16 protein-coding genes are annotated in these 18,742 nt (G+C 54.8%); 1 reads left to right on the top strand and 15 read right to left on the bottom strand.

All coding sequences use genetic code 11. The features are described 5' to 3' along the window. Positions 1–5 precede the first annotated feature (5 nt). On the top strand, positions 6–899 hold the full coding sequence (locus ACNSPV_RS05845) for a Bro-N domain-containing protein (protein WP_117535492.1): 894 nt from the start codon (positions 6–8) through the stop codon (positions 897–899). 115 nt (positions 900–1,014) lie between these two features. Here ACNSPV_RS05845 and ACNSPV_RS05840 read toward each other — a convergent pair whose 3' ends face one another. The 15 genes from ACNSPV_RS05840 to ACNSPV_RS05770 form a co-directional block, all read right to left on the bottom strand. After that, positions 1,015–1,215 (bottom strand): transposon-transfer assisting family protein, encoded by a 201-nt coding sequence (locus tag ACNSPV_RS05840; RefSeq protein WP_348584211.1) that lies wholly within the window; start codon positions 1,213–1,215, stop codon positions 1,015–1,017. A gap of 2 nt (positions 1,216–1,217) precedes the next feature. Then, positions 1,218–2,144, bottom strand: coding sequence for a hypothetical protein (locus ACNSPV_RS05835; RefSeq protein WP_348585201.1), 927 nt, complete (start codon positions 2,142–2,144; stop codon positions 1,218–1,220). Between the two features lie 21 nt (positions 2,145–2,165). Further along, entirely contained in the window at positions 2,166–5,357 is a 3,192-nt protein-coding gene (locus tag ACNSPV_RS05830; RefSeq protein ID WP_348584212.1) for a YodL domain-containing protein, read from the bottom strand. Positions 5,358–5,454: 97 nt separating this feature from the next. Beyond that, positions 5,455–7,572 (bottom strand): DNA topoisomerase 3, encoded by a 2,118-nt coding sequence (locus ACNSPV_RS05825; RefSeq protein WP_348584213.1) that lies wholly within the window; start codon positions 7,570–7,572, stop codon positions 5,455–5,457. Continuing rightward, positions 7,569–8,291, bottom strand: coding sequence for a DUF4366 domain-containing protein (locus ACNSPV_RS05820; RefSeq protein ID WP_348584215.1), 723 nt, complete (start codon positions 8,289–8,291; stop codon positions 7,569–7,571). Before ACNSPV_RS05820 ends, ACNSPV_RS05825 begins: the two co-directional genes overlap by 4 nt. Next, positions 8,281–8,532, bottom strand: a complete 252-nt coding sequence (locus tag ACNSPV_RS05815) for a DUF4315 family protein (RefSeq protein ID WP_097769763.1) — start codon at positions 8,530–8,532, stop codon at positions 8,281–8,283. The genes ACNSPV_RS05820 and ACNSPV_RS05815 overlap by 11 nt, the downstream gene beginning before the upstream one ends. A gap of 18 nt (positions 8,533–8,550) precedes the next feature. Further along, on the bottom strand, positions 8,551–10,536 hold the full coding sequence (locus ACNSPV_RS05810; RefSeq protein ID WP_348584217.1) for a C40 family peptidase: 1,986 nt from the start codon (positions 10,534–10,536) through the stop codon (positions 8,551–8,553). Beyond that, positions 10,533–11,429: a DNA (cytosine-5-)-methyltransferase gene (locus ACNSPV_RS05805; protein ID WP_348584218.1), complete on the bottom strand. Its 897-nt coding sequence runs from the start codon at positions 11,427–11,429 to the stop codon at positions 10,533–10,535. Before ACNSPV_RS05805 ends, ACNSPV_RS05810 begins: the two co-directional genes overlap by 4 nt. Further along, complete coding sequence (locus ACNSPV_RS05800; protein ID WP_348584220.1) at positions 11,426–13,828, bottom strand: VirB4-like conjugal transfer ATPase, CD1110 family; 2,403 nt, start codon at positions 13,826–13,828, stop codon at positions 11,426–11,428. Before ACNSPV_RS05800 ends, ACNSPV_RS05805 begins: the two co-directional genes overlap by 4 nt. Next, positions 13,755–14,180 carry a PrgI family protein gene (locus tag ACNSPV_RS05795; RefSeq protein WP_156072400.1) on the bottom strand — a complete coding sequence of 142 codons (426 nt, stop codon included), beginning with the start codon at positions 14,178–14,180 and terminating at the stop codon, positions 13,755–13,757. The genes ACNSPV_RS05800 and ACNSPV_RS05795 overlap by 74 nt, the downstream gene beginning before the upstream one ends. 20 nt (positions 14,181–14,200) lie before the next feature. Next, positions 14,201–15,064: a VirB6/TrbL-like conjugal transfer protein, CD1112 family gene (locus tag ACNSPV_RS05790; protein WP_005927770.1), complete on the bottom strand. Its 864-nt coding sequence runs from the start codon at positions 15,062–15,064 to the stop codon at positions 14,201–14,203. Positions 15,065–15,167: 103 nt separating this feature from the next. Beyond that, positions 15,168–15,383 (bottom strand): Maff2 family mobile element protein, encoded by a 216-nt coding sequence (locus tag ACNSPV_RS05785; RefSeq protein ID WP_005922889.1) that lies wholly within the window; start codon positions 15,381–15,383, stop codon positions 15,168–15,170. Between the two features lie 48 nt (positions 15,384–15,431). Beyond that, positions 15,432–17,237, bottom strand: a complete 1,806-nt coding sequence (locus ACNSPV_RS05780; protein WP_158401013.1) for a VirD4-like conjugal transfer protein, CD1115 family — start codon at positions 17,235–17,237, stop codon at positions 15,432–15,434. Further along, entirely contained in the window at positions 17,234–17,704 is a 471-nt protein-coding gene (locus tag ACNSPV_RS05775) for a PcfB family protein (protein ID WP_158401014.1), read from the bottom strand. The genes ACNSPV_RS05780 and ACNSPV_RS05775 overlap by 4 nt, the downstream gene beginning before the upstream one ends. A 100-nt stretch (positions 17,705–17,804) precedes the next feature. Then, positions 17,805–18,719, bottom strand: a complete 915-nt coding sequence (locus tag ACNSPV_RS05770) for a DUF6017 domain-containing protein (protein ID WP_158401015.1) — start codon at positions 18,717–18,719, stop codon at positions 17,805–17,807. Positions 18,720–18,742: the final 23 nt, after the last annotated feature.

Below are 18,742 nucleotides of genomic sequence, written 5' to 3'. Positions count from 1 at the left end.
CCTCTATGGCAGAAGTGAACGATAACAGCTCTATCCAGCTTTTTGAAGATCAGAAAATCCGCACTGCATGGGATGCAGAAAAGGAAGAATGGTATTTTGCCATCGTTGATGTGATTGCTGTTCTGACTGACAGCGCAGACCCACAGAACTATTGGCGCGTTCTAAAAAAGCGCCTTAAAGACGAAGGAAATGAAACCATTACAAATTGTAATGGTTTGAAAATGACCGCTCCTGACGGCAAAAAGCGCAAAACGGATGTCGCTAACACTGAACAGCTCCTGCGTATAATCCAGTCCATCCCGTCCCCTAAGGCTGAACCGTTCAAGGCATGGCTGGCAATGGTGGGCAAGGAACGCATCGAAGAAACCATCGACCCGGAGCAAGCTATTGACCGTGCGCTTGATACCTATTTGAAGAAAGGCTACTCCGAAGAATGGATTCACCAGCGGCTTTTGGCAATCCGCATCCGCAACGAACTAACGGACGAATGGAAGAAGCGCGGAGTGCAAAAGGGCAAGGAGTACGCCATCCTGACCGATGAAATCTCCCGCGCATGGTCCGGCATGACCACGGGGCAGTACAAGCGGCTGAAAGGTCTGACAAAAGAAAATCTCCGGGACAACATGACCGATTTGGAACTTGTTTTGACGATGCTGGCCGAAGCCTCTACTACGGATATTTCCAAGACTGCAAAGCCGCAGACCTTTGAAGAAAACAAGCAGGTTGCCAAGCGTGGCGGCAAAGTGGCCGGCATTGCGCGGCAGGCTCTTGAAGCGGAAACCGGCAAGCCTGTTATCACGGAAAAGAATGCGGTTAACTTCCAGCAGCTTGTGACCGACGTTGTAGAAGATGCCGCCGAACTGCCGGAAAATCCCACCGAGAAAAAAGATAAAGACTGATACATGAAAATAGCCGGACACCGTAGCCACAAGGCCACCGTGTCCGGCTATTTCTGTGTTGACAATGGCACATTACTTTCTCTAAAAATAATGTGTCATTGTCAATCTGGCGGTATCACTCACCCGTAAAATCGAAACTCTGTCCGTCAAAGTCGGCATCGGTCATGCGCTTCAACTTTGCAATGGTGCCATTTGCCAGCCGCCGCATTTCCGTGTCCATATCCGGCAGGGCGGCGAGCATCCGTGCCATCGTCTGGCGGCGGTCAGAGGTGTGGTACATACAGATCAAATTTTCTTCTTCTACGCTGAAATTCATGGTCAGACCTCCATTTCGTACTGTTTTCTGCGGGCCGCTGCCTTTATCGGGCTGGCAGCCTGTTTTGTTTCGGAAAGCTGCTTGCGGACAGAAGCGCGGGGCTTGCAAATGCCCTTGTCCCGATTCTCGTTTTTGTCAATCAGCGCGTAGATGCCGAAACGGTCTTTCACGCTGGACAGGTGCAGGGATTTATACGGCAGCATGGCAAGCAGCTGGTCCGTGTCCCGGCTGGATGCCAGCTTGGTGAAATAGGGCGATACCTCTACCATGAAATGATTCTTGTCCGGGCTGTTGGGAGCCGCCAGCCGCTTTATATCGGTTGCGATACGCTGCGCCTCGGCTTCGATCAGCCCGGCGTGTAGTGCTGCAAGATGTTCTTTGAAATCACTGGGCCGTGCAGGTTCCCGGCTGCGTTGCTCCTGACGGATGGCCGCTTGCAGAAGTTCCGGGTCACGGGGCTGCATTTCATACCGCACGAACTCTCCGAAATATTTGTCCGGGCGACTGTCGAAATGCTCTTTCGGGCCAATCTCCCGCATTCCACTTTCGTAGATCAGGCGATTGGAGCCCACGGGCAGGGCGGCATCCCGGATGTGCTGGAAATGCTGCTGGTAGTCCAGTTCATACAGATTGCCTTGCAATGTTCCATTAGCTGTGCCGGTCAGCTCTACCGCATAGGCAAGAATCCTGTCGTGGGTTTGCTCGCCGCAGAATTTCCATGTGTTGTAGGCTTGCGTGTCTTTGAGCAGCACGTCCCGTTCCCGGAAGCAGAATGTTCCAGAAGGCCGGGACAGCCACAACAGCAGCTTATCTTCCGGCTGGTCGCTGCGGGCGGCCTCCCGCATCATCTTGATGTCATAGGCAAAATCGCTCTGGTAGTATGCGGTGTTCTGGTGCATGATAGCTTCCAGCGCAGCGATTACATCCATATTTTCAAATTTCTGCACGGTTTACACCTCCAATTCCTTTGACTTTTCCCGTGGCTGTGTTTGCTTGCTCTGTTCCTTTTTTGCGGCATCCAGTTGTGCCCGGATAGACGGCTTTTTCGGTTTGGCTGCGCGGGATTTCTTGGCTTTCGGTGCCTTTTCTTCGGCCTTGACTGCGGCGGCAAGGTCTGTCAGAGAGATTTGTTCTCCGGCCTTTGCTTTGGCCTCCAATTCGCCCAGAGAGGGCGCATTGTTCAGCACGCCATCAATCATATTTTCGTTTTGTTCCGTGGAAAGTTCTGCGGTGCGCAGCGGATTTTCCCGCAAGAACTCCGGCACCTGCTGGAAGCCCACACTGTCGCAGTAGTGGGCGGTGTCCTGCCCATTCTGGTGCAGCACCACCACATCCGAAACAGACAGCGAGTGTCCCTTGAAATCTGCCGGATAGTCCACATTGAATGTGCGGTAAATGTCCTCCAACGTGGTGCCAGCAGTCAGCGGTGCGGCGTATACTTCCGTATAGTTGGCCTTATCCACGGTCAAACCGGCAGCCTGCAGGCGGTCGTAGGGCTCAAAACGGTAATCACGGGTGGAATCTTCATTGCGCAGCTGGTAAATGGAAAAGCTGTCCTGCTGCGGTGCTTCAAAGCCTGCCGCTGCGTATTCCTCTACCGTCATTCCGGCAGCGGCCGCTTCCTGCTCAATCTCGGCCTGTACCTGCGCCTTGTAATCCTGCAAGCTCTGGTCAAAGTCAGCCAGCTTGGGAGGTTCAGGCAAGTTATACTGGCCTCGGTTAAGCAGCGGGCGGCAGTCATGCACATAGGCCACGACAGCGTTGTAATGGGCAGCCTGTTCCGGCGAAATGTTCTGTCCCTCCCGCAAAGCGGTGGTGGCTGCCTGCTCCATGGCCGAAAGATTGCAATGCTGTTTGAGGTACGGGATAAACTCGGTCAGCACCATTTCCCGCTCTGCCTTGTCTTGTTCCAACGCTTCCGGGCCCTTGTTGTGCAGAACAAAATTTTTCCAGTTCTCGTCCTTGGCGTAGTATTCGTGGTAGTTCTGGATATGCTGAACCAAAGAACCCTCTCCGTCACCAAAATCCTGCCGTCCCTCGTAGTTTTCGGGTTGGCCGTTCAGGGTAAAATCAATACGGAATGCGGTCTTGTCGTACCAGCCGCCCGTGTAGCCGTCCTTTTCCCGGTCTGTGTGCTGGGCGGTGTCCAGTTCTTCAAAAACGCGATTTGCCACAGACAGAGGCATGGTTTCGCCGTCCTGCAGCTTGTCACTTTCGCTCCAAAGAATTGTGACCGTAGGTTCTGCGGCGGGGTCTGGAATTTTAACGGGTGCGGGAATTTCGTTGGCCTTTTCCGCCGCCTCTTGGAACGCCGCCAGCTTATCGTCCAACAGGACTTCCGACACTGCGGCTGTCTGCCCCAACAGATTAAGCGCTTCCTGCCCGGCATCCGGCAGGGTCAGACCGGGCGCGTCCAGCTGGCCTCCGTCCAAAGTCTTGTTATCCGGGCCGTACAGGGTGTAGTCATAGCCGGAATCGCAGGTCTGGATGAATAAAATATTGCCGTTGTCCAGCGCAAATGCGGCTTCCTGTGCAGCGGAAAGGTCTGCTTCCCGCTGTTGGCGCAGTTCTGCCAGATGTTCGTCCAGCGCAGAGATCAGCTCATGGGCCGCGCTGCGGATAACTTCCAGAGAGGCTTTCAGCTCGGCCAGTTCCCGGCCGGAACTCCACCCAGCCACATAGCCAAAGGAATACTCGGACGTGTCCAGCCCGTAGTGCTGGCAGACGGCATAAGCCACGCTTTCCGCCTGCACCTCGCGGGTGCGGCTGTCCGGGCGGTTGGTCTGTTCCGGGTCATTCGGGTCGATGGCGTGCAGCTTGGCATGGGCAATCTCATGGATGGCCGTCTTGATGGTTTGCAGTTGGCTCATGCCCTCTTGGATGGCAATGCGGTTGTCGAGCAGATGAAAGTACCCATGCGCGCCGCCCTCGATGCCCTCAAACTCGATGGGCACCGGGGATGCCTGTTCCAATGCCTTGAAAAAATCTTGGTAGTCCTGCACACTGCCGGACAGTTCGTTCACCGCGATAGAGGGCAGAGGTTCGCCCTCGGTCTGGCTGACATCGAACACGGACACCACCTTGAAAGCCGGAATCTGCACCGTCTTTTCTTCCGTCAGCGGCTTTCCATCCTTATCCAGAATCGGCTTGCCCTGTTCGTCCCGCTTTTCCATCTTCTGCTTGACCTTGTACGGCGCAGGAGCAAGAATCTTGATGCTCTTTTCGCCTTTCTTTACGGTGCGGTGGAACGTGTCCTTCCACTTGTTGAATCCTGCCACCAGCTGCCCGCCCTGCATGGCAATCAGCAAGGTGTTGTTGAAGCTGTAATTGTGGAATTTTGCCATCGTGGTAAGATAGGCTTTGTAGCGGTCGCTGTCGAACAGCTGTTGGATGCCCGTTTCTAACCGGTCCGTAATTTCTTTCATGCGCTCTGTGCTGTCTTTGCCGTTCAGGATGATGGGGATAACTTTCTGCGGTTCCGTTTCAGGCTGAACAGGCGGCGGGATGTTGGCCGCATCCCGCAGAACTTCCGGCGCGGGAAAGGACAGCACCCGGTATTCCTCCGGCACGGGCTGGCCCTCGTGGACTTTCTGCCACTCGTCCCCGCTTTTGACAAGGTAGCCGTACTGGGTGAACGCACCCTGTTCCTGCTGAGCCACATACCGGCCAAACTGTGCCGTGTCGATGCCGCCTTTCCATTCTTCCGGCATATCCACCATGCCGGAGCGGTTCAGGTAGTAATCTCCTAGCTGGGCAGGCCCGTGTACTTCTGGCAGATGTACATAATAGTCCACGTTTTCGGGAAAGTCGGTGATTCTCCCGATGCTGGAAAGCTCACTCTGCGGGGCTTGCAGAGCGGCGTTCAGTTCTGCACGTTCCCCGGCAGAGAGTGTTTCCAGTCGTGATGCCAGAAAGTTTAGTTCATCCACATTGGATGCCAGCACCATGTTGTAGGGGATGGCAAAACGCTTTTCTTCCTCGGCAAAGTAGCCGGAAATGAAAAGGCCCTGCGGGTTATCGGACGAAATGTCGATTTGCCGCAGAGCCGCTTGTACCTGTTCGGTTGTGGTGGGAAGGTCCAGCCAGACGCCATCCCTGCTTTGCTGCCGATTTTGCAGCTGGATGGAAAATAATTCGCTCATTTGGTCACACTCCTTTTTGCTATCCTACGGATAGAGAGAGCCGGTTATGGCAAAATGAATGCTTCACCTTACCATAACCGGCCCTCGTATTTTTGCCTTACTCTTTGCGCTCTACCCGGTAATTGACGTACTTGCCTCCCGTATCTGCCAGAAGCACCGTTGCATCATAGGTTTTGCCTGTTTTCTCGGAGTAGAGGCCCTTGACCTTTGCCTTACCGTTTTTGAGCAGAGCAGCGGCGATCTTCGGTGTGAACGCCTTTTTGCGCTGCTCAAAGAAGCGGTCATTCTTCCACATCACAAACTGACAGCTACGATTCCCGCAGTAGAAGTTTTTCTTGCCCTCATAGACGTTTTCACTGCACCGGGGACACTTGCCGATAATAACCCGTTCCGACTGGAACAGGTTTTGCTTATCTGCACTGATGCAGGAGTAGGTCTTGACCAGCTGGCGCACCTGCGCTTCAATTTCGGCCATGAACTCGTCCGCGTCTGCGTTGCCCTTGGCAATCTCGGTCAGGCGGTTTTCCCATTCGGCGGTCAGGGCGGGAGAGGTCAAACTTTCCGGCAGAACGACCGCCAGATTGATGCCGTCCTTGGTGGGGACAAGTTGCTTGCCCTTGCGCTGCACAAAGCCCATTTGCACCAGTTTTTCCAGAATCGCGGCGCGGGTGGCGGGCGTACCCAGCCCCTTGCGTTCTGCATGGCCCAGGCCACCCTCTCTTGCTCCTGCGGAGCAATTCACCTTGTCCTCCGGCATATCCTCGGCTCCGGCCCGCTCCATTGCTGACAGGAGTGTATCTTCCGTGTAGGCTTTCGGCGGGGACGTGAAATGTTCCGAAATGTCAGCCACCGCAGAAAAACTTTGTCCATCGGCCAGTTCCGGCAGGGTGTTCAGCACTTCTTCCTCGGTATCTGCTTTCAGGGTGGAGCGGAACTGCTGGTCGATCTCTTTCCAGCCGAGAATAAGCACCGTTTTTCCCTTGGCGGTGAACTCGTTCCCTGCACAGGAGAACACGGCGGTCACTGTTTCGTACTCGTGGGGTGCGGCCACCGCACAGAGCAGTTTGGAGCAGACAAGGTTCATCAGCTTGCATTCACTTTCGGCAAGACCAGCGAAGCCCTGTTTTACAAATTCGGCGGTGGGAAGGATGGCGTGGTGGTCCGATACCTTTTTGCTGTTCAGAATCCGGCCCACTTCCGGGGTCAAGTCAAGCCCTTGGGCAAAGGGCAGCAGCCCCAGCAGATCAGACACAAGATGTTGTGCTGTCTGGCCCATGTCCTCGGTCAGATATTGGCTGTCCGTGCGGGGATAGGTCAGCAGTTTCTTTTCATAAAGCTGCTGGGCATAGTCAAGGGTCTGTTTTGCGGTAAAACCGAACAGACGGTTTGCTTCCCGCTGCAAGGTGGTCAGGTCATAGAGCTTGGGCGGCTGTTCTGCCTTTCTCTCCCGCTTGACAGAAGTACAGACGGCAACTGCACCCGTGCATTTTTCTTTGAGAGAATTTGCGGTTTCTGCATCCGCAATGCGCCCACTGTCTGCTTTCAGGCTGCCGGACTGGATGCCGACCGTATAATACTTTTCTTTCTGGAAGCGCAGGATTTTTGCATCCCGGTCCACCAGCATTTTCAGTGTCGGGGTCTGCACCCGGCCCACCGTCAGGGTCTTGTGGTACAGCACCGAAAACAGCCGCGTTGCATTGATACCCACCAGCCAATCCGCCTTTGCACGGCAGAGGGCCGACTGGTATAGCGCATCGTAGTCCGAATCCGGGCGCAGGTTTGCGAAGCCCTCCCGGATAGCAGCATCCTCCATGCTGGAAATCCAGAGCCGCTTTACGGGTTTTGTGCAGCCGGCCATTTGGTAGACAAAGCGGAAAATCAGTTCTCCCTCCCGACCTGCGTCGGTCGCGGCGGTCACACTATCCACATCCGGGCGGTTGAGCAGGGCACGCAGAACTTCAAACTGCGGTTTCTTTTCGTCCGGGACAATGAACTGCCACAGCTGGGGCAGGATGGGCAAATCTTCATACTTCCACTTGCAGTATTTTTCATCGTACTGGCCCGCTTCCGCAAAGGACACCAGATGCCCGATGCACCAGCTGACCAGATACCCGCCACCCTGCCAGTAGCCGTTTTGCTTTTCATCGGCCCCGATCACGGTGGCAATGCTGCGGGCAACACTGGGCTTTTCGGCAATCACCAGCTGAAAGCTCATGTTTCGTCCTCCTGTCCGTCCTCTGAATGAATTTCGATTTCAGCCGGTTCCTCGTCTGCATCCTCATCCTCGCCAAAATCGTACTCGTCCAGATCATCGTGGCCGGTGGTATCGGTCTTGGGCTTGCGGAACTTGAAATAATAGAGGGCCGCGCCGCCGCCCGCCAGAGCCAGCACCAACAGGATCATCAGACTGCCCATGTTGGACTTGGGCTTTTCCTGCGGCGTTTCGGTATCAGTTTTCACCGCTTCCGGGGCCGTGCAGTTACGCAGGCTCTTTTCACACAAGGGGCAGTTTTCGTTGACACTTCCGGCCTCACATTTCACCGTGCAGGTGCAGACCTCGGCGATCTGCGGTTCTTCATCCAGCAGGGCCAGCAAGTCGGCATCGTCCACTTGGTTCAGGAAGTGGACAGAGGTTTCTTTGTCCTCGTTGGCGCGGTCAATTAGAATGTAAAAATAATTCCCGGCTTTGGTGGTCACGGTGATAAGCTGTTTGTCCCCGTAGAAATCATCCACCAGTGTTGCGTTGCCTTTGGGCGTGATGGGCATACCCTCCGGCTCCATGCCGCCCGTGGTGGGTTCTTCTTCGATAATCTCCGGCAGAGGTTCCGGGGCAGGGTCAGTACCGCTTGCGAAAGCGGGCATGGAAAAGGAGCAGAGGCAGAGCAGGATAGCCAGCAGTCCGGCAGCGAAACGGTTCCAGTTGTCAGGTTTCATCGGCGGCATCCTCCTGTTTGTGGTACGGGGTGACGGTAGGAGCGGCGTTCAGCGCACCGCTGCGCAGGAAGGCCGCAAACTCGTCCGGCTTCATATTCATGCTGCGCACCAACTGAATGATCTGCAAATTTTCCTGTTCGGTCTTTTCAGCTTCCAGTTCTTTCAACTGCTGCTGGTATTCGCTGATTTTTTCTTTGAGCCGTTCAATGTCGCGCTCAATGCGGGAAAGTCTTTTTGCCATATAAAATCCTTTCTGGCGTCACGGTAAACGCCCATAGCTGTAAAAATGTTCTTGCCAATATTTCGAGTTGAGGTTTGTGTAAGAGATCGGGTCGCCGCAGTGCAGCATGATGGAATTGCCCACATAGATACCGCAATGGCTCACGCCGGGGGTATCGTAGGTGCCCTTGAAAAACACAAGGTCGCCCGGTTTGACCTGTGCGGCCGAAACAGGAGTACAGAGGTTGTAAAGGCCCTGTGCGGTCTGGCGGCCCACGTTCCAGCCGGAGTGATTCAGAACCCACGAAATGTAGCCGCTGCAATCAAAGCTGGTGCTGGGCGAACTGCCGCCCCACACATACGGGTAGCCGATGTACTTCGTGGCTTCCTCCATCATAGCGGCAAACCTATCATCCTTTAGTGCTTCCGGGGGAATATCGTAGTAGGTGGGCTGCTTGATGGTGGACGCATTGGGGTACTGTGCCTGCCCGAACAAATCCGGCCGGTTGCCCAGTGTGCGCATATAGAGCGAATAGGCACTGAGCTGTTCTTCGGTCAGCACTTCCACGGGTAGGTGGGATAAATCCTTGTTCTTCAGCTTGACCGTGCAAATGTAGTATTCATACGGTTCTTGGTAGGTGATAACTTGCGGCACACCATACGGGCCAATAATGACCATCATTTTTGTACGGTAACGTATCTGCATGGTCACGGTCTCGGTCAGGATGTACTGCTTTTCAAAGAGCATTTCAAGTTCGCCCTGCACCTCGGCCAATGTAAAAACGCCATCATGGAGCGCGGACAAAATCGAGATCAGCACATAGGGGTCATGCTCGATTTCGTCCAGATAAAAATGGTATTCATCGTAGTTGTGGGTGGCCTCGTAGGTGTCGAGATACCGTTGCAGCTTTTGTTCCAGCTTGGCGTAGGTTTTCTCTGCACCCAGCATATCCTTGTCCTTGGAAAAGTAAGAGGATGCCGTCACGCCGGTTCCGGCAGTGCCCGCCATCACGGTGCAGGACTGCAAGCCCGTTATCAAGAGCAGAGCCAGCAGACCGAACACGGCCACGATCAGAATGGTTTTCCAATTCCGGGCCGCAAATTCGACCACCCGTTCGCCGCTTTCCGCTGCAAATTTTGTCACCCGGAAACCATTTTCTGCGGTAGTGGCTGCACCCTGTGCGGCGGCTTGTCCGGCCTGCCGTGCAGCTTTGGCGTACTGTTGCTTGATACGCTGTTTCTGCCACATCCGGGAAATGGGATTGCTGGCGGACTGCGCGATCTGCGGATTGTCCCGCAAAGATTTCTGGTAAAAGTATTCTGCATTGGCAGACATGAGCTGACGCTCTGCCTTTTCCACGGCCTTGTAGGGCTTCATCTTGTGGTGCCGGATGCCGCTGCGGATGGCTTTGGCGGTCTGACGCTCCACCAGTTCTTCACCTTTGTGGCCGCCCTCCACGCCCACATTTTCGTGTTCGACCTCGTGGATTTTTCCGTGAGCGAACAGCAATGCTTCCGACAGCGGGCGGCTGGCCGGGTTTGGTTTCAGGCTGGGCGGGCCTTTGTCCTGCTGCTCAAACCGCAGGGTGGATTTTGCCTTGCCGCTGGCTGCATCGTAAACTTTTTCCTTGACCGGGACACGCTTCTTCGGCAGAGCGGCGCGGGCCGCATCCAGCTTGTCGGCCTTTGCTTCCGCCTTGTGGATGTACGGCTGCAACTCCGGGTCTGCCCGTTCGTCCTCGGTCAATTCCAAACGGGCAGCGGAACGGTGCAGACCATCTTCACTTTTGGCGGTGGCCGCTGTTTCTGCTGCCTTTTTCGCTTTCTTTTTATTTTTATGCCCGTCCTTGATGTCCTCGGCCCGTTCCAGAATTTTTTCGGCCTTGCCCTCGGCATCCGTGGAATAATCCTGTTCCGCTTCCCGGCAGGAAACATTCTCCACAGTGCCGTCAGCCTGATTTTCTACCACCAGACCGTCACGGGTCATGGTTTGGGTGACTTTGGCTTTTGCCTGCAATTCTTTCAATGTTCTTCACCTCCCATCGGACAGCGGCCCGTTTCAATGTCCGCAATGTATTTGAGAATCGGGAACACCTGCGGCGGCGAAACTGCATTGCCCAGTGTTTTCATCCGCTTGCTGCGGTTCGGCACTTCTTCGGTCAGGCGCGGGATGTCGGCGGGTTCTTCGGCCCAAAGGGAATGTCCGTCCATTTGCGCGGGAAACCCATCAGCCACTCTACCCAGTCCGGGTTGAGGTAGGGCTTTTCCAGCGTGGTGGGGGTCATGCGGTAGACCACATGGGAAAGCCGCGCCGTCCATGCCTTGCCATCCTTGTTCATTTTGCGGTAGCTGCCATTTGCAGAAATTTGGATGTCCAGCCCCTTGCCCACATCCCCGGTGTCGCTGGCAAGGGGCGTGGGAAGCAGCGGAACCGATGATGAATACCCGTTTCCGTTCGTGCCACGCGCCAACGGCAGCAGCAGGTAATACGAAAACCCGAACATCGTAACCTGCCTGCTCCAAGTCAATGAGCGTTTTGTCGAGCCCCATACGGAGGAAGCCAGCAACATTTTCTCCAAGCACCCAACGGGGCTGCAATTCCCGGATAACGCGCAGCATTTCGGGCCAGAGGTAGCGTTCATCGTGGAAGCCGCGCTGCCGCCCTGCGGTGGAGAACGGCTGGCACGGGAAGCCGCCTGAAATGAGGGTAACGGTGCGAAGTCCTGTTTTTTCAAAGAAAGCCTCCTTTGTTACAGTGGTGATGTCCTGAAAACGGGGCACTTCCGGCCAGTGGCTTGCCAGCACAGCGGCGGGAAATGCCGCCCACTCGCATTGACAGACAGAGGTAAACCCCGCTGCTTCCGCGGCAAGGTCGATGCCGCCGATGCCGGAAAACAAGCTGAAATGTGTTAAGCTCATAGCTCCACCACCTCGCTGAGCCGGGTGGTCATGATCTTATAGAGCTGTGTGTTTTTCGGGATGGGGTTGGAAAACGGAAGCACCACGTTTTCAAAAATCAGCAGTCCTTCGCCCGGTTCCGAATTGTCGATGTACTTCTGCTGGTCTGCGGAGAGGTTCAGCCGTTCCGAAAGGATTTTGCGGTCGCCGGATGCCTGATTCAGCAGCGTGATGAAGTCGCTGTTTTCCAGAATGTTCTCAATCTCCGGGGAAGAAAGAAGGTCCTTCACATTTTGGGTGGCACCTGTGGGCACGCCGCCCCATTTGCGGAAGCGCTTCCAAATCTCGGCACTGTACGCGGCGGTCTGTTCCTCTTTCAGCAAAAGGTGGAACTCGTCTGCAAAATACCATGTGGCCCGGCCTTGGCTGCGGTTCTGGGTGACGCGGCCCCATATCTGGTCTTGGATAATGAGCATCCCCAATTTTTTTAACTGTTTTCCTAACTCTTTGATGTCAAAGGCCACAAGCCGGTTGTGGATGTCCACATTCGTTTTGTGGTTAAACACGTTCAGCGAGCCGGACACATACAGGTCCAATGCCTGCGCTACCCGGTCCGCTTCCGGCAAGTGTTGGTCGAGCAGGGCTTGGTGCAAATCGGAGAGGATGGGCATATTCTCCGGGCAGGGGCTCGCCAGATAGGGGCGGTAGATGGCTTTCACGGCACGGTCTATCACGGTGCGCTCAATCGCTTCCAGACCTGTTTTACCGCCCATGACCAGCTCACAGAACGACAGCACAAAATCCGATTTCAGGGCAAGCGGACTATCATCCTCGGAGTAGTTGAGGTTGATGTCCAGAGGATTCACATAGTCCTTGCTGGTGGGCGAAAGTTTGATGACCTGCCCATGCAGCCGCTTGACCAGCGGATAATACTCGGCTTCTGGGTCTGAAATAAAAATATCGTCAGCAGTCGTTAAAAACACACTGACGATTTCAGACTTGCAGCTCATGGATTTGCCGCTGCCGGGCGTACCCAGCTTTAGGCCGTTGGGACACCGGGCCTGCTTGCGGTCCAGCATGATCATGTTGTGGGATTTTGCGTTGATGCCGTAGTACATGGCCGCGCCGCTCTGGAAAAGCTCCTGCGTCACAAAGGGCACGAACACCGCCACGTTGGAGGTGGTAAGGCTGCGCTGAATCTTTATCTGGTTGATGCCCAGCGGCAGGCTGGACACAAGGCCTTGCTCCTGCTGGTAGTCCAGCCGGACAAGGGAACAGTTATATTTCTGCGCCACACCTGCGGCTTGGAACACATCGTTGCCCAGCTTTTGCTTGGTGTCGGCCACGTTCAGCACTAAAAAAGTCAGCATGAAAAGCCGCTCGTTCCGGGTCTGCAATTTATTCAGCAGCTTTTTGGCATCCTCGCCATAGGTAGCAAGGTCGCTGGGGAGGATATCCATGTCGTACCCGGAACGAACAGCCTTTTTCTGTTCCTGAATCTTCATAGCGTCAAGGTCTGTGATTTTCCGTTTGATGGTTTTGATGGCCTCGGTCTGGTCGATGGCCTGCACATGGAGATTGACGAGAATGCCGCTTTCGGTTTTGAGGAAGTCGGCCAGCATTTCGTCCGAAAGTTCCGGCGCAAGGATTTGTAAAAAGCTCACAGCTCCATACTTGCCGCCCAGTCCAAAAGTCTTGGCCGTGCCGAAGCAGAGGGAGGACGGGGCCACAAAATCCTTGGTAGACAGGCCGGAGGGTGCCAGCCAGTCCCAGTCAAAACGGAACGGTTCGCCGTCCGGGTGGAAGATGCCGTGCAGAACTTCCAAACGCTCCTGCCCGTCCATAACGTGTGCCACACAGCCCATGGTCTTGAAATAGCCCAGCAGGTCAAGGCCAATGCGGGTCAGACGGGCCCGCGCTGTTTTCAGGCTGTCGGCCTCGATGGTGAAGGTCAGGTATTTCGTTTTGACGATGCCGTTGTTGCCGCTGGCAAGCTGCTTTTGCAGGATGGCGGTGTACTCGGCGCGGATGTCGTCAAAATCATCCCCCTGCGGTGCGATCTCAAAACTTTTTGCGTACTGCACCGGGTCAACCTTGCGATTCAAAAACGAAAGCTGCACATGGATGGAGGCATCCACATAGTTGTAGAGGTCGCACAGGTGTTCAAAGATGGCGGTTCTTGTTTCCGGCTGGGCCAGCTGATAACTGATGTCCTCAAAGGCAATGCACTTGGAGAATGTGCGTCGGTCAATGCGGCACACACCGTCCGGGTAGATGGCCTCATACGGGATGGTGGCCTGTGCCGTGCGGGGCTTGCCGTCACCCTTGTACTTGCGGATAACGGCATCAATTTCTTTTTTCTGGGCGCGGGTGAGCTTTTTGGGCTTTTCGGTCTCGCGGGGTGTCGTTTTTCTGGACAATGGCCTTTACCTCCTGTTCCATTTGGTATTGCCGCACAAGGGCGGCATAAGCATTGTTGGTCTGATAGGGCCTTTCCTTGGGGCGCAGAAAACAGCACTGAATCATTTGCTGAATCACCACTTCAAGGGGTTGGCCGTGCCGCTCGAACAGAGCGAACAGTAGCCCCGGCAGCATGGCAAAAATCATCAGCAGGGCCGCTGCACTGTTGGAAAGATAGTTCCGGGCCAAAAAATAAAGCGGTCCGCCCGTTAAAAGCGCACCGCCGAAGCAGACCAGCTGCCGCTTGGTCAGCCCGAATAAGACTTTGGATTTTACATGGGTCAAATCTTTGGGAACGGTCACATACGCCATACGTTTTTCCTTTCTCGGCCTTAGTGGGCACCAAACACCGACTTGCTGATGCTGCCGGTCTTGAACAGACAGAAACAGAGTAGCACGGTGTAGCCCATGCAGCCCCAGATGGCCCCGGCAATGTCCGCTGCACCTGAAATGTTGCGTATCAGCACCGCATAGATGCCCACGACAATCATAATCAGGAACGCTTGGAAGCCTAACGCCAAAAGCGATTTCAAATAGTTCTGCCCGGTGCTGCGCCACTCGCTGCTGCCCATGGTCGCCAGCGGGATAGGCCCCAGTGCGGTCACAACGTAAATCTCAATCATGCGGCCGTAGGTCACAAGGAAGATGCAGATGGACAGGATGTTCATGGTCAGGCCCACCACAAGGGTCTGGAACCACAGGCTAAGCAGACTGCCGATGGTCATGCTTTCCAGCTGAAATTCCAGTCCGGGTATCAGGCGGTCAAAGTGGATGGACGTTTCACCGATGATAACGCCGGAGCTTTGGTTGACAACGCTCTGGGTGGCATCGAACACGCCCATGACGATATTCCATGTGTTGCTGACAATGAGGATGGCAAAGGCAGACTTGAAAATCCAGCGGAAGAACATGGAAGTATCGAAGTCGTGCATATTGTTCTTTTCGGTAATCATCTGGATAAGCTCATGGCACATCACAAGGGCAAGGATGGCCGCTGCAATGGGCAGTACTACCGTTTCGGAAAGACTGCGCAGCATATTGAAAATGCCGCTGTTCCATGCCTGCGGGGTAGAACCAACGTCCGAAGCGATTTCGCCCACCTTGGCGTTCACGTTATCGAACAGGCCGGAGAGGTTGCCCGTGATGCCATCTATCAAAATGCCTTTTATCCATTTCTCGATGATCTCACTAATCAAGCAAAGATACCTCCTTTCCCGCGCCCTCCCATGTGAGTGGGAGAGCGCGGAGTAGGATTTTAAGTGTTAGTTGTTCGGGAAATTGTGGGCAGCGATGCAGGGCTTAGCCCAGCAGCCCGGACAGCAGCGGGACAAGGGTCACGCCGATCAGGGCAACGCCGCCGCCCGCGACCAACTGCTTCACGCCCTGGCTCTTGCTGCCGGGGTTATCCTGTCCATAGCCCTCCAACAGGTTGATGCCGCCCCAGACACACAGGGCACCGCCCAGACCTACCACGATAGTCTGCAAAGTATCGACTGCGCTGTTGAAAAATTCCATAAGTTCCTCACTTTCTGCCGCTTGTTCTGCGGCACTTAAAAATAAAAATTATTCGGCTGTGTTTTCGTCCGACAGGTCAATTTCGTACAGGTCAAAACTTTCGTCCTGCGCGACTACCTGCTGCCGTTTCCGGCGCAGGGTGGATAAGAACCTGTCCACATCAAAGGTGTTTTTCTTGTCCGCGTCTGCAAGGTACTTGTAGTGCGGGTGCTTGGTGATGTCGAACTTCTCCGAGAAGAACGGCCTCACACCCCGCAGCTGCAAAATACATCTGCCGCCGTCCATGATTGCGATTTCGTCCTCTGACATCAACGCCTTTCCTAATTTTTGATAGTTCAGTCCGTGGGAGGTTTGAGAACCCCGGTTCTCGCTGGTGTTGAAACTGTCGATGGTCTCTTTTCCCAGCGCATCGGAGATCTCTTTGGCATTTTTACCCCGCCCACTCAAAAAGAGAACAGAATCGCAGTTGTCCGAAATGATTTCGGCTGCATCTTTGTAGATGGCTTTTAACTGCGACTGGCTCTGCAAAATGATGGATGCCGAGATTTCCCGGCTGCGGATGGTGGCGATCAGCTTGTCGAAGTTTGGAATCTGCCCGATGTTAGCGAACTCGTCCAGAATCAGCCGCACATGGACAGGCAGCCGACCACCGTATTTATCATCCGCACGGTCACACAGCAGATTGATAAGCTGGCTTTGAAGCATGGCGAGAATGAAGTTGAATGTGGTGTCCGTGTCGCTCATAATCAAAAACAGCACGGTCTTTTCATCCCCAATGGTGTCCAGTTCCATTTCATCGTCCTCCATCAGCTCCCGCACCTCCCGGATGTCAAATGGGGCTAAACGGGCACCACAGCTTATCAGGATGGAGGAACGGGTCTTGCCGGCCGACAGCAAAAACTTTTTGTACTGCCGGACGGCGAAGTGGTCCGGGTCTTTCTGTTCCAGCCGTTCAAACATGAGGTCCACCGGGCTTTGAAACTCCGGGTCATCCTCGCGGGCTTCACTGGCATTTATCATTTCCAGCAGGGTGGTGAAGTTCATTTCCTCTGCCGGGGCCTCGTACCAGATGTAGCCGATCAGAGCCGTGTAGAACAGCCGTTCCGACTTCACCCAAAAATCTTCTGCTGATTTTTCACCCTCGCCCTTGGTGTTGGCGATAAGGGTATTCACCAGCTTCAGCACGTCTTTTTCCGAGTGGATATAGACAAAGGGGTTGTACTTCATGGACTTGGAAAAGTTTATCGTGTTCAGGATTTTCACCCGGTAGCCTGCCCGCTGGAACATTTGGCCTGTTTCGAGAATCAGTGTGCCTTTTGGGTCTGTGACCACGAATGAGGTGGGATAGTCGGAAGTGGGGAAACATTGCATGAGGTTGGGCTTCACATAGAAGCGTGTCTTGCCGCTGCCGGAGCCGCCGATCACCAGCACATTCTTGTTCCGGGCCGTCTTGGGGTCTTTGGGCCGCCCGGTCATGGTCAGGCGTTCGGTCTGGGTCAGCAGGATGTTGTTTTCAAACTTGGGGTCGATGTAGGGGGCAATATCCTTGGCGGTGCCCCACCGGGCAGAGCCGTATTCTTCACCCTTGCGGTACTTCTTGGCGTTCTTGCCCTTGCTGTACACAATGAGACGGACAGCCACCGCCCCAACAACGCCCACACACAGGTCAAACGGGTGCAGGCTGGGCAGCGGGCTTGCAAAGGCGGCGGAGATGCCGCTCGTTAGGTGCAGCAGCTTTGTCGAAGCATCTGCGCCCGCCGACAGACGGTACGTCTGCCCGCATTTGGCAAACAGGTACACGAACAGCAGATATGGCAGATTCAGCACCAGCAGTTTTTTTAGTTCAGGCTTCATCGTTCCAGCTCCCTTTGCTTGATTTTTTCTTTCGCAGGTTTCGGCTGCTGGGCCGCTTTCTGCTTGGCTGCGGTCAGCACCTTGCGGATGGAGGGCCGCTGCTCCTTGGAGAGCGTTTTGGCTGTGAACTCCCGGAACGCCTGTTCCAGATTGTCCGTATCCTTGGCCTTGAAGATCACGATGTAGTGGGGCGGCTGGGTGGTCTTGTCCTTACGCAAGGTGAAGTCCACGCCGTACTTCTTGGCGCAGGGCTTGAACGCCCCGATGTTCGCTTCCGTGACTTCAATGTTGGTCAGGGCCGCGCCGTGGGCTTTCAGCTGTTTCAGGCTTTGCTTGCCGTGGTGCAGCTTTGGCCCCTTGGCCCGGTGCTGCAAATATTTTTTCAGGGCAGCTTGCAACGCTTGGGCGGTGAGCTTGCCCGTTTTCATGGACAGGGCAATAGTTTTCTGGGTGACTTCTTCCTGCAATATGAATCCCTCCTTGTTGCAGAAAATTCAGAGCGGCAGCTAGGGTGGAACCACCAGCCGCCGCAGGTAAAGTGTTCTCATGGATGGGTACTCCTTTCGGTCAGGTGTTGGGCGGGCGGCCCCAATCGGGCTGCGCCATATCGTGCGCCACAAGGGACGCATAGTAGCTGTTGATGGTGCTGGGGGCGTTGAACAGCATGGCCCGCAGGTATTGCTTGATGTTGCGGACTTTGGTGGTGTTGTCCCGCAGGCAGTCCATGACGAACTCGATGTGATGGCTGCCCAGTTTCAGGAACTTGGCCTTGACCAGCTCTGCCGGATAATCGTCCCCGGCAACCCGGATGGACTTGCGGGAAGTGCAGACCGTTTCCAGCAGGATGTCCACGATCTCGTCCAGCTGTTCCCGGTCTATCCGGGGATTCTGGGTGAGGGTGTCATACTCGATGTTCTCCAAAATCAGGTCCCGGTAGATTTGATAGGCCGTTTCCTTTCGGCTTCCGGTTCGTTCCGGCGGCGGTGCCGCTGCCTCGTCCTCGTCCAAAGGCAAGGGGGTTGGGGAATGGATAGGAATGGAATCGGTATTTAATCCCTCTTTCTTTTGTTTTTCTGTAATTAGTTTATCTTTATTTAATTGCATTGGATTTTCCAACGTAGGGTTTTCCTGCGTGGGATTCTCCAACGTTGGATTTTCCAATGTAGGTGAAACCGATGCAGGAATGGGCTGCGGCAGCTCAAAGATCACATAGTCTGCGCCGCGCAGCCGCCCTTTCTCGTCCCGTTCTCTGGAACGCTGGATGTATCCTGCCTGTTCCAGTTCCCGGATGGCCTGCCGTATCGCATCGATGCTTTCCCGGTTGATACGGGCTAGCCCTTGCAGGGTGTAGTCCCAATCTTCCGGCAGGGAGAGCATTTGGGAGAGCAAGCCCTTGGCTTTCAGGGACAAGGCCCGGTTCCGCAGGTGATGGTTCGACATGACCGTGTAGCCGCTGTTCTTTTCTACCCGAAATACTGCCATTTCACGGATGCCTCCTTTCGTTG

Origin of the sequence: Faecalibacterium sp. 3 (assembly GCF_048323735.1) — a bacterium.
Classification (GTDB): Bacteria; Bacillota; Clostridia; order Oscillospirales; family Ruminococcaceae; genus Faecalibacterium; species Faecalibacterium wellingii.
The sequence above is the reverse complement of the archived record's forward strand: the minus strand, read 5'-3'. Positions and strand labels throughout refer to the sequence as shown.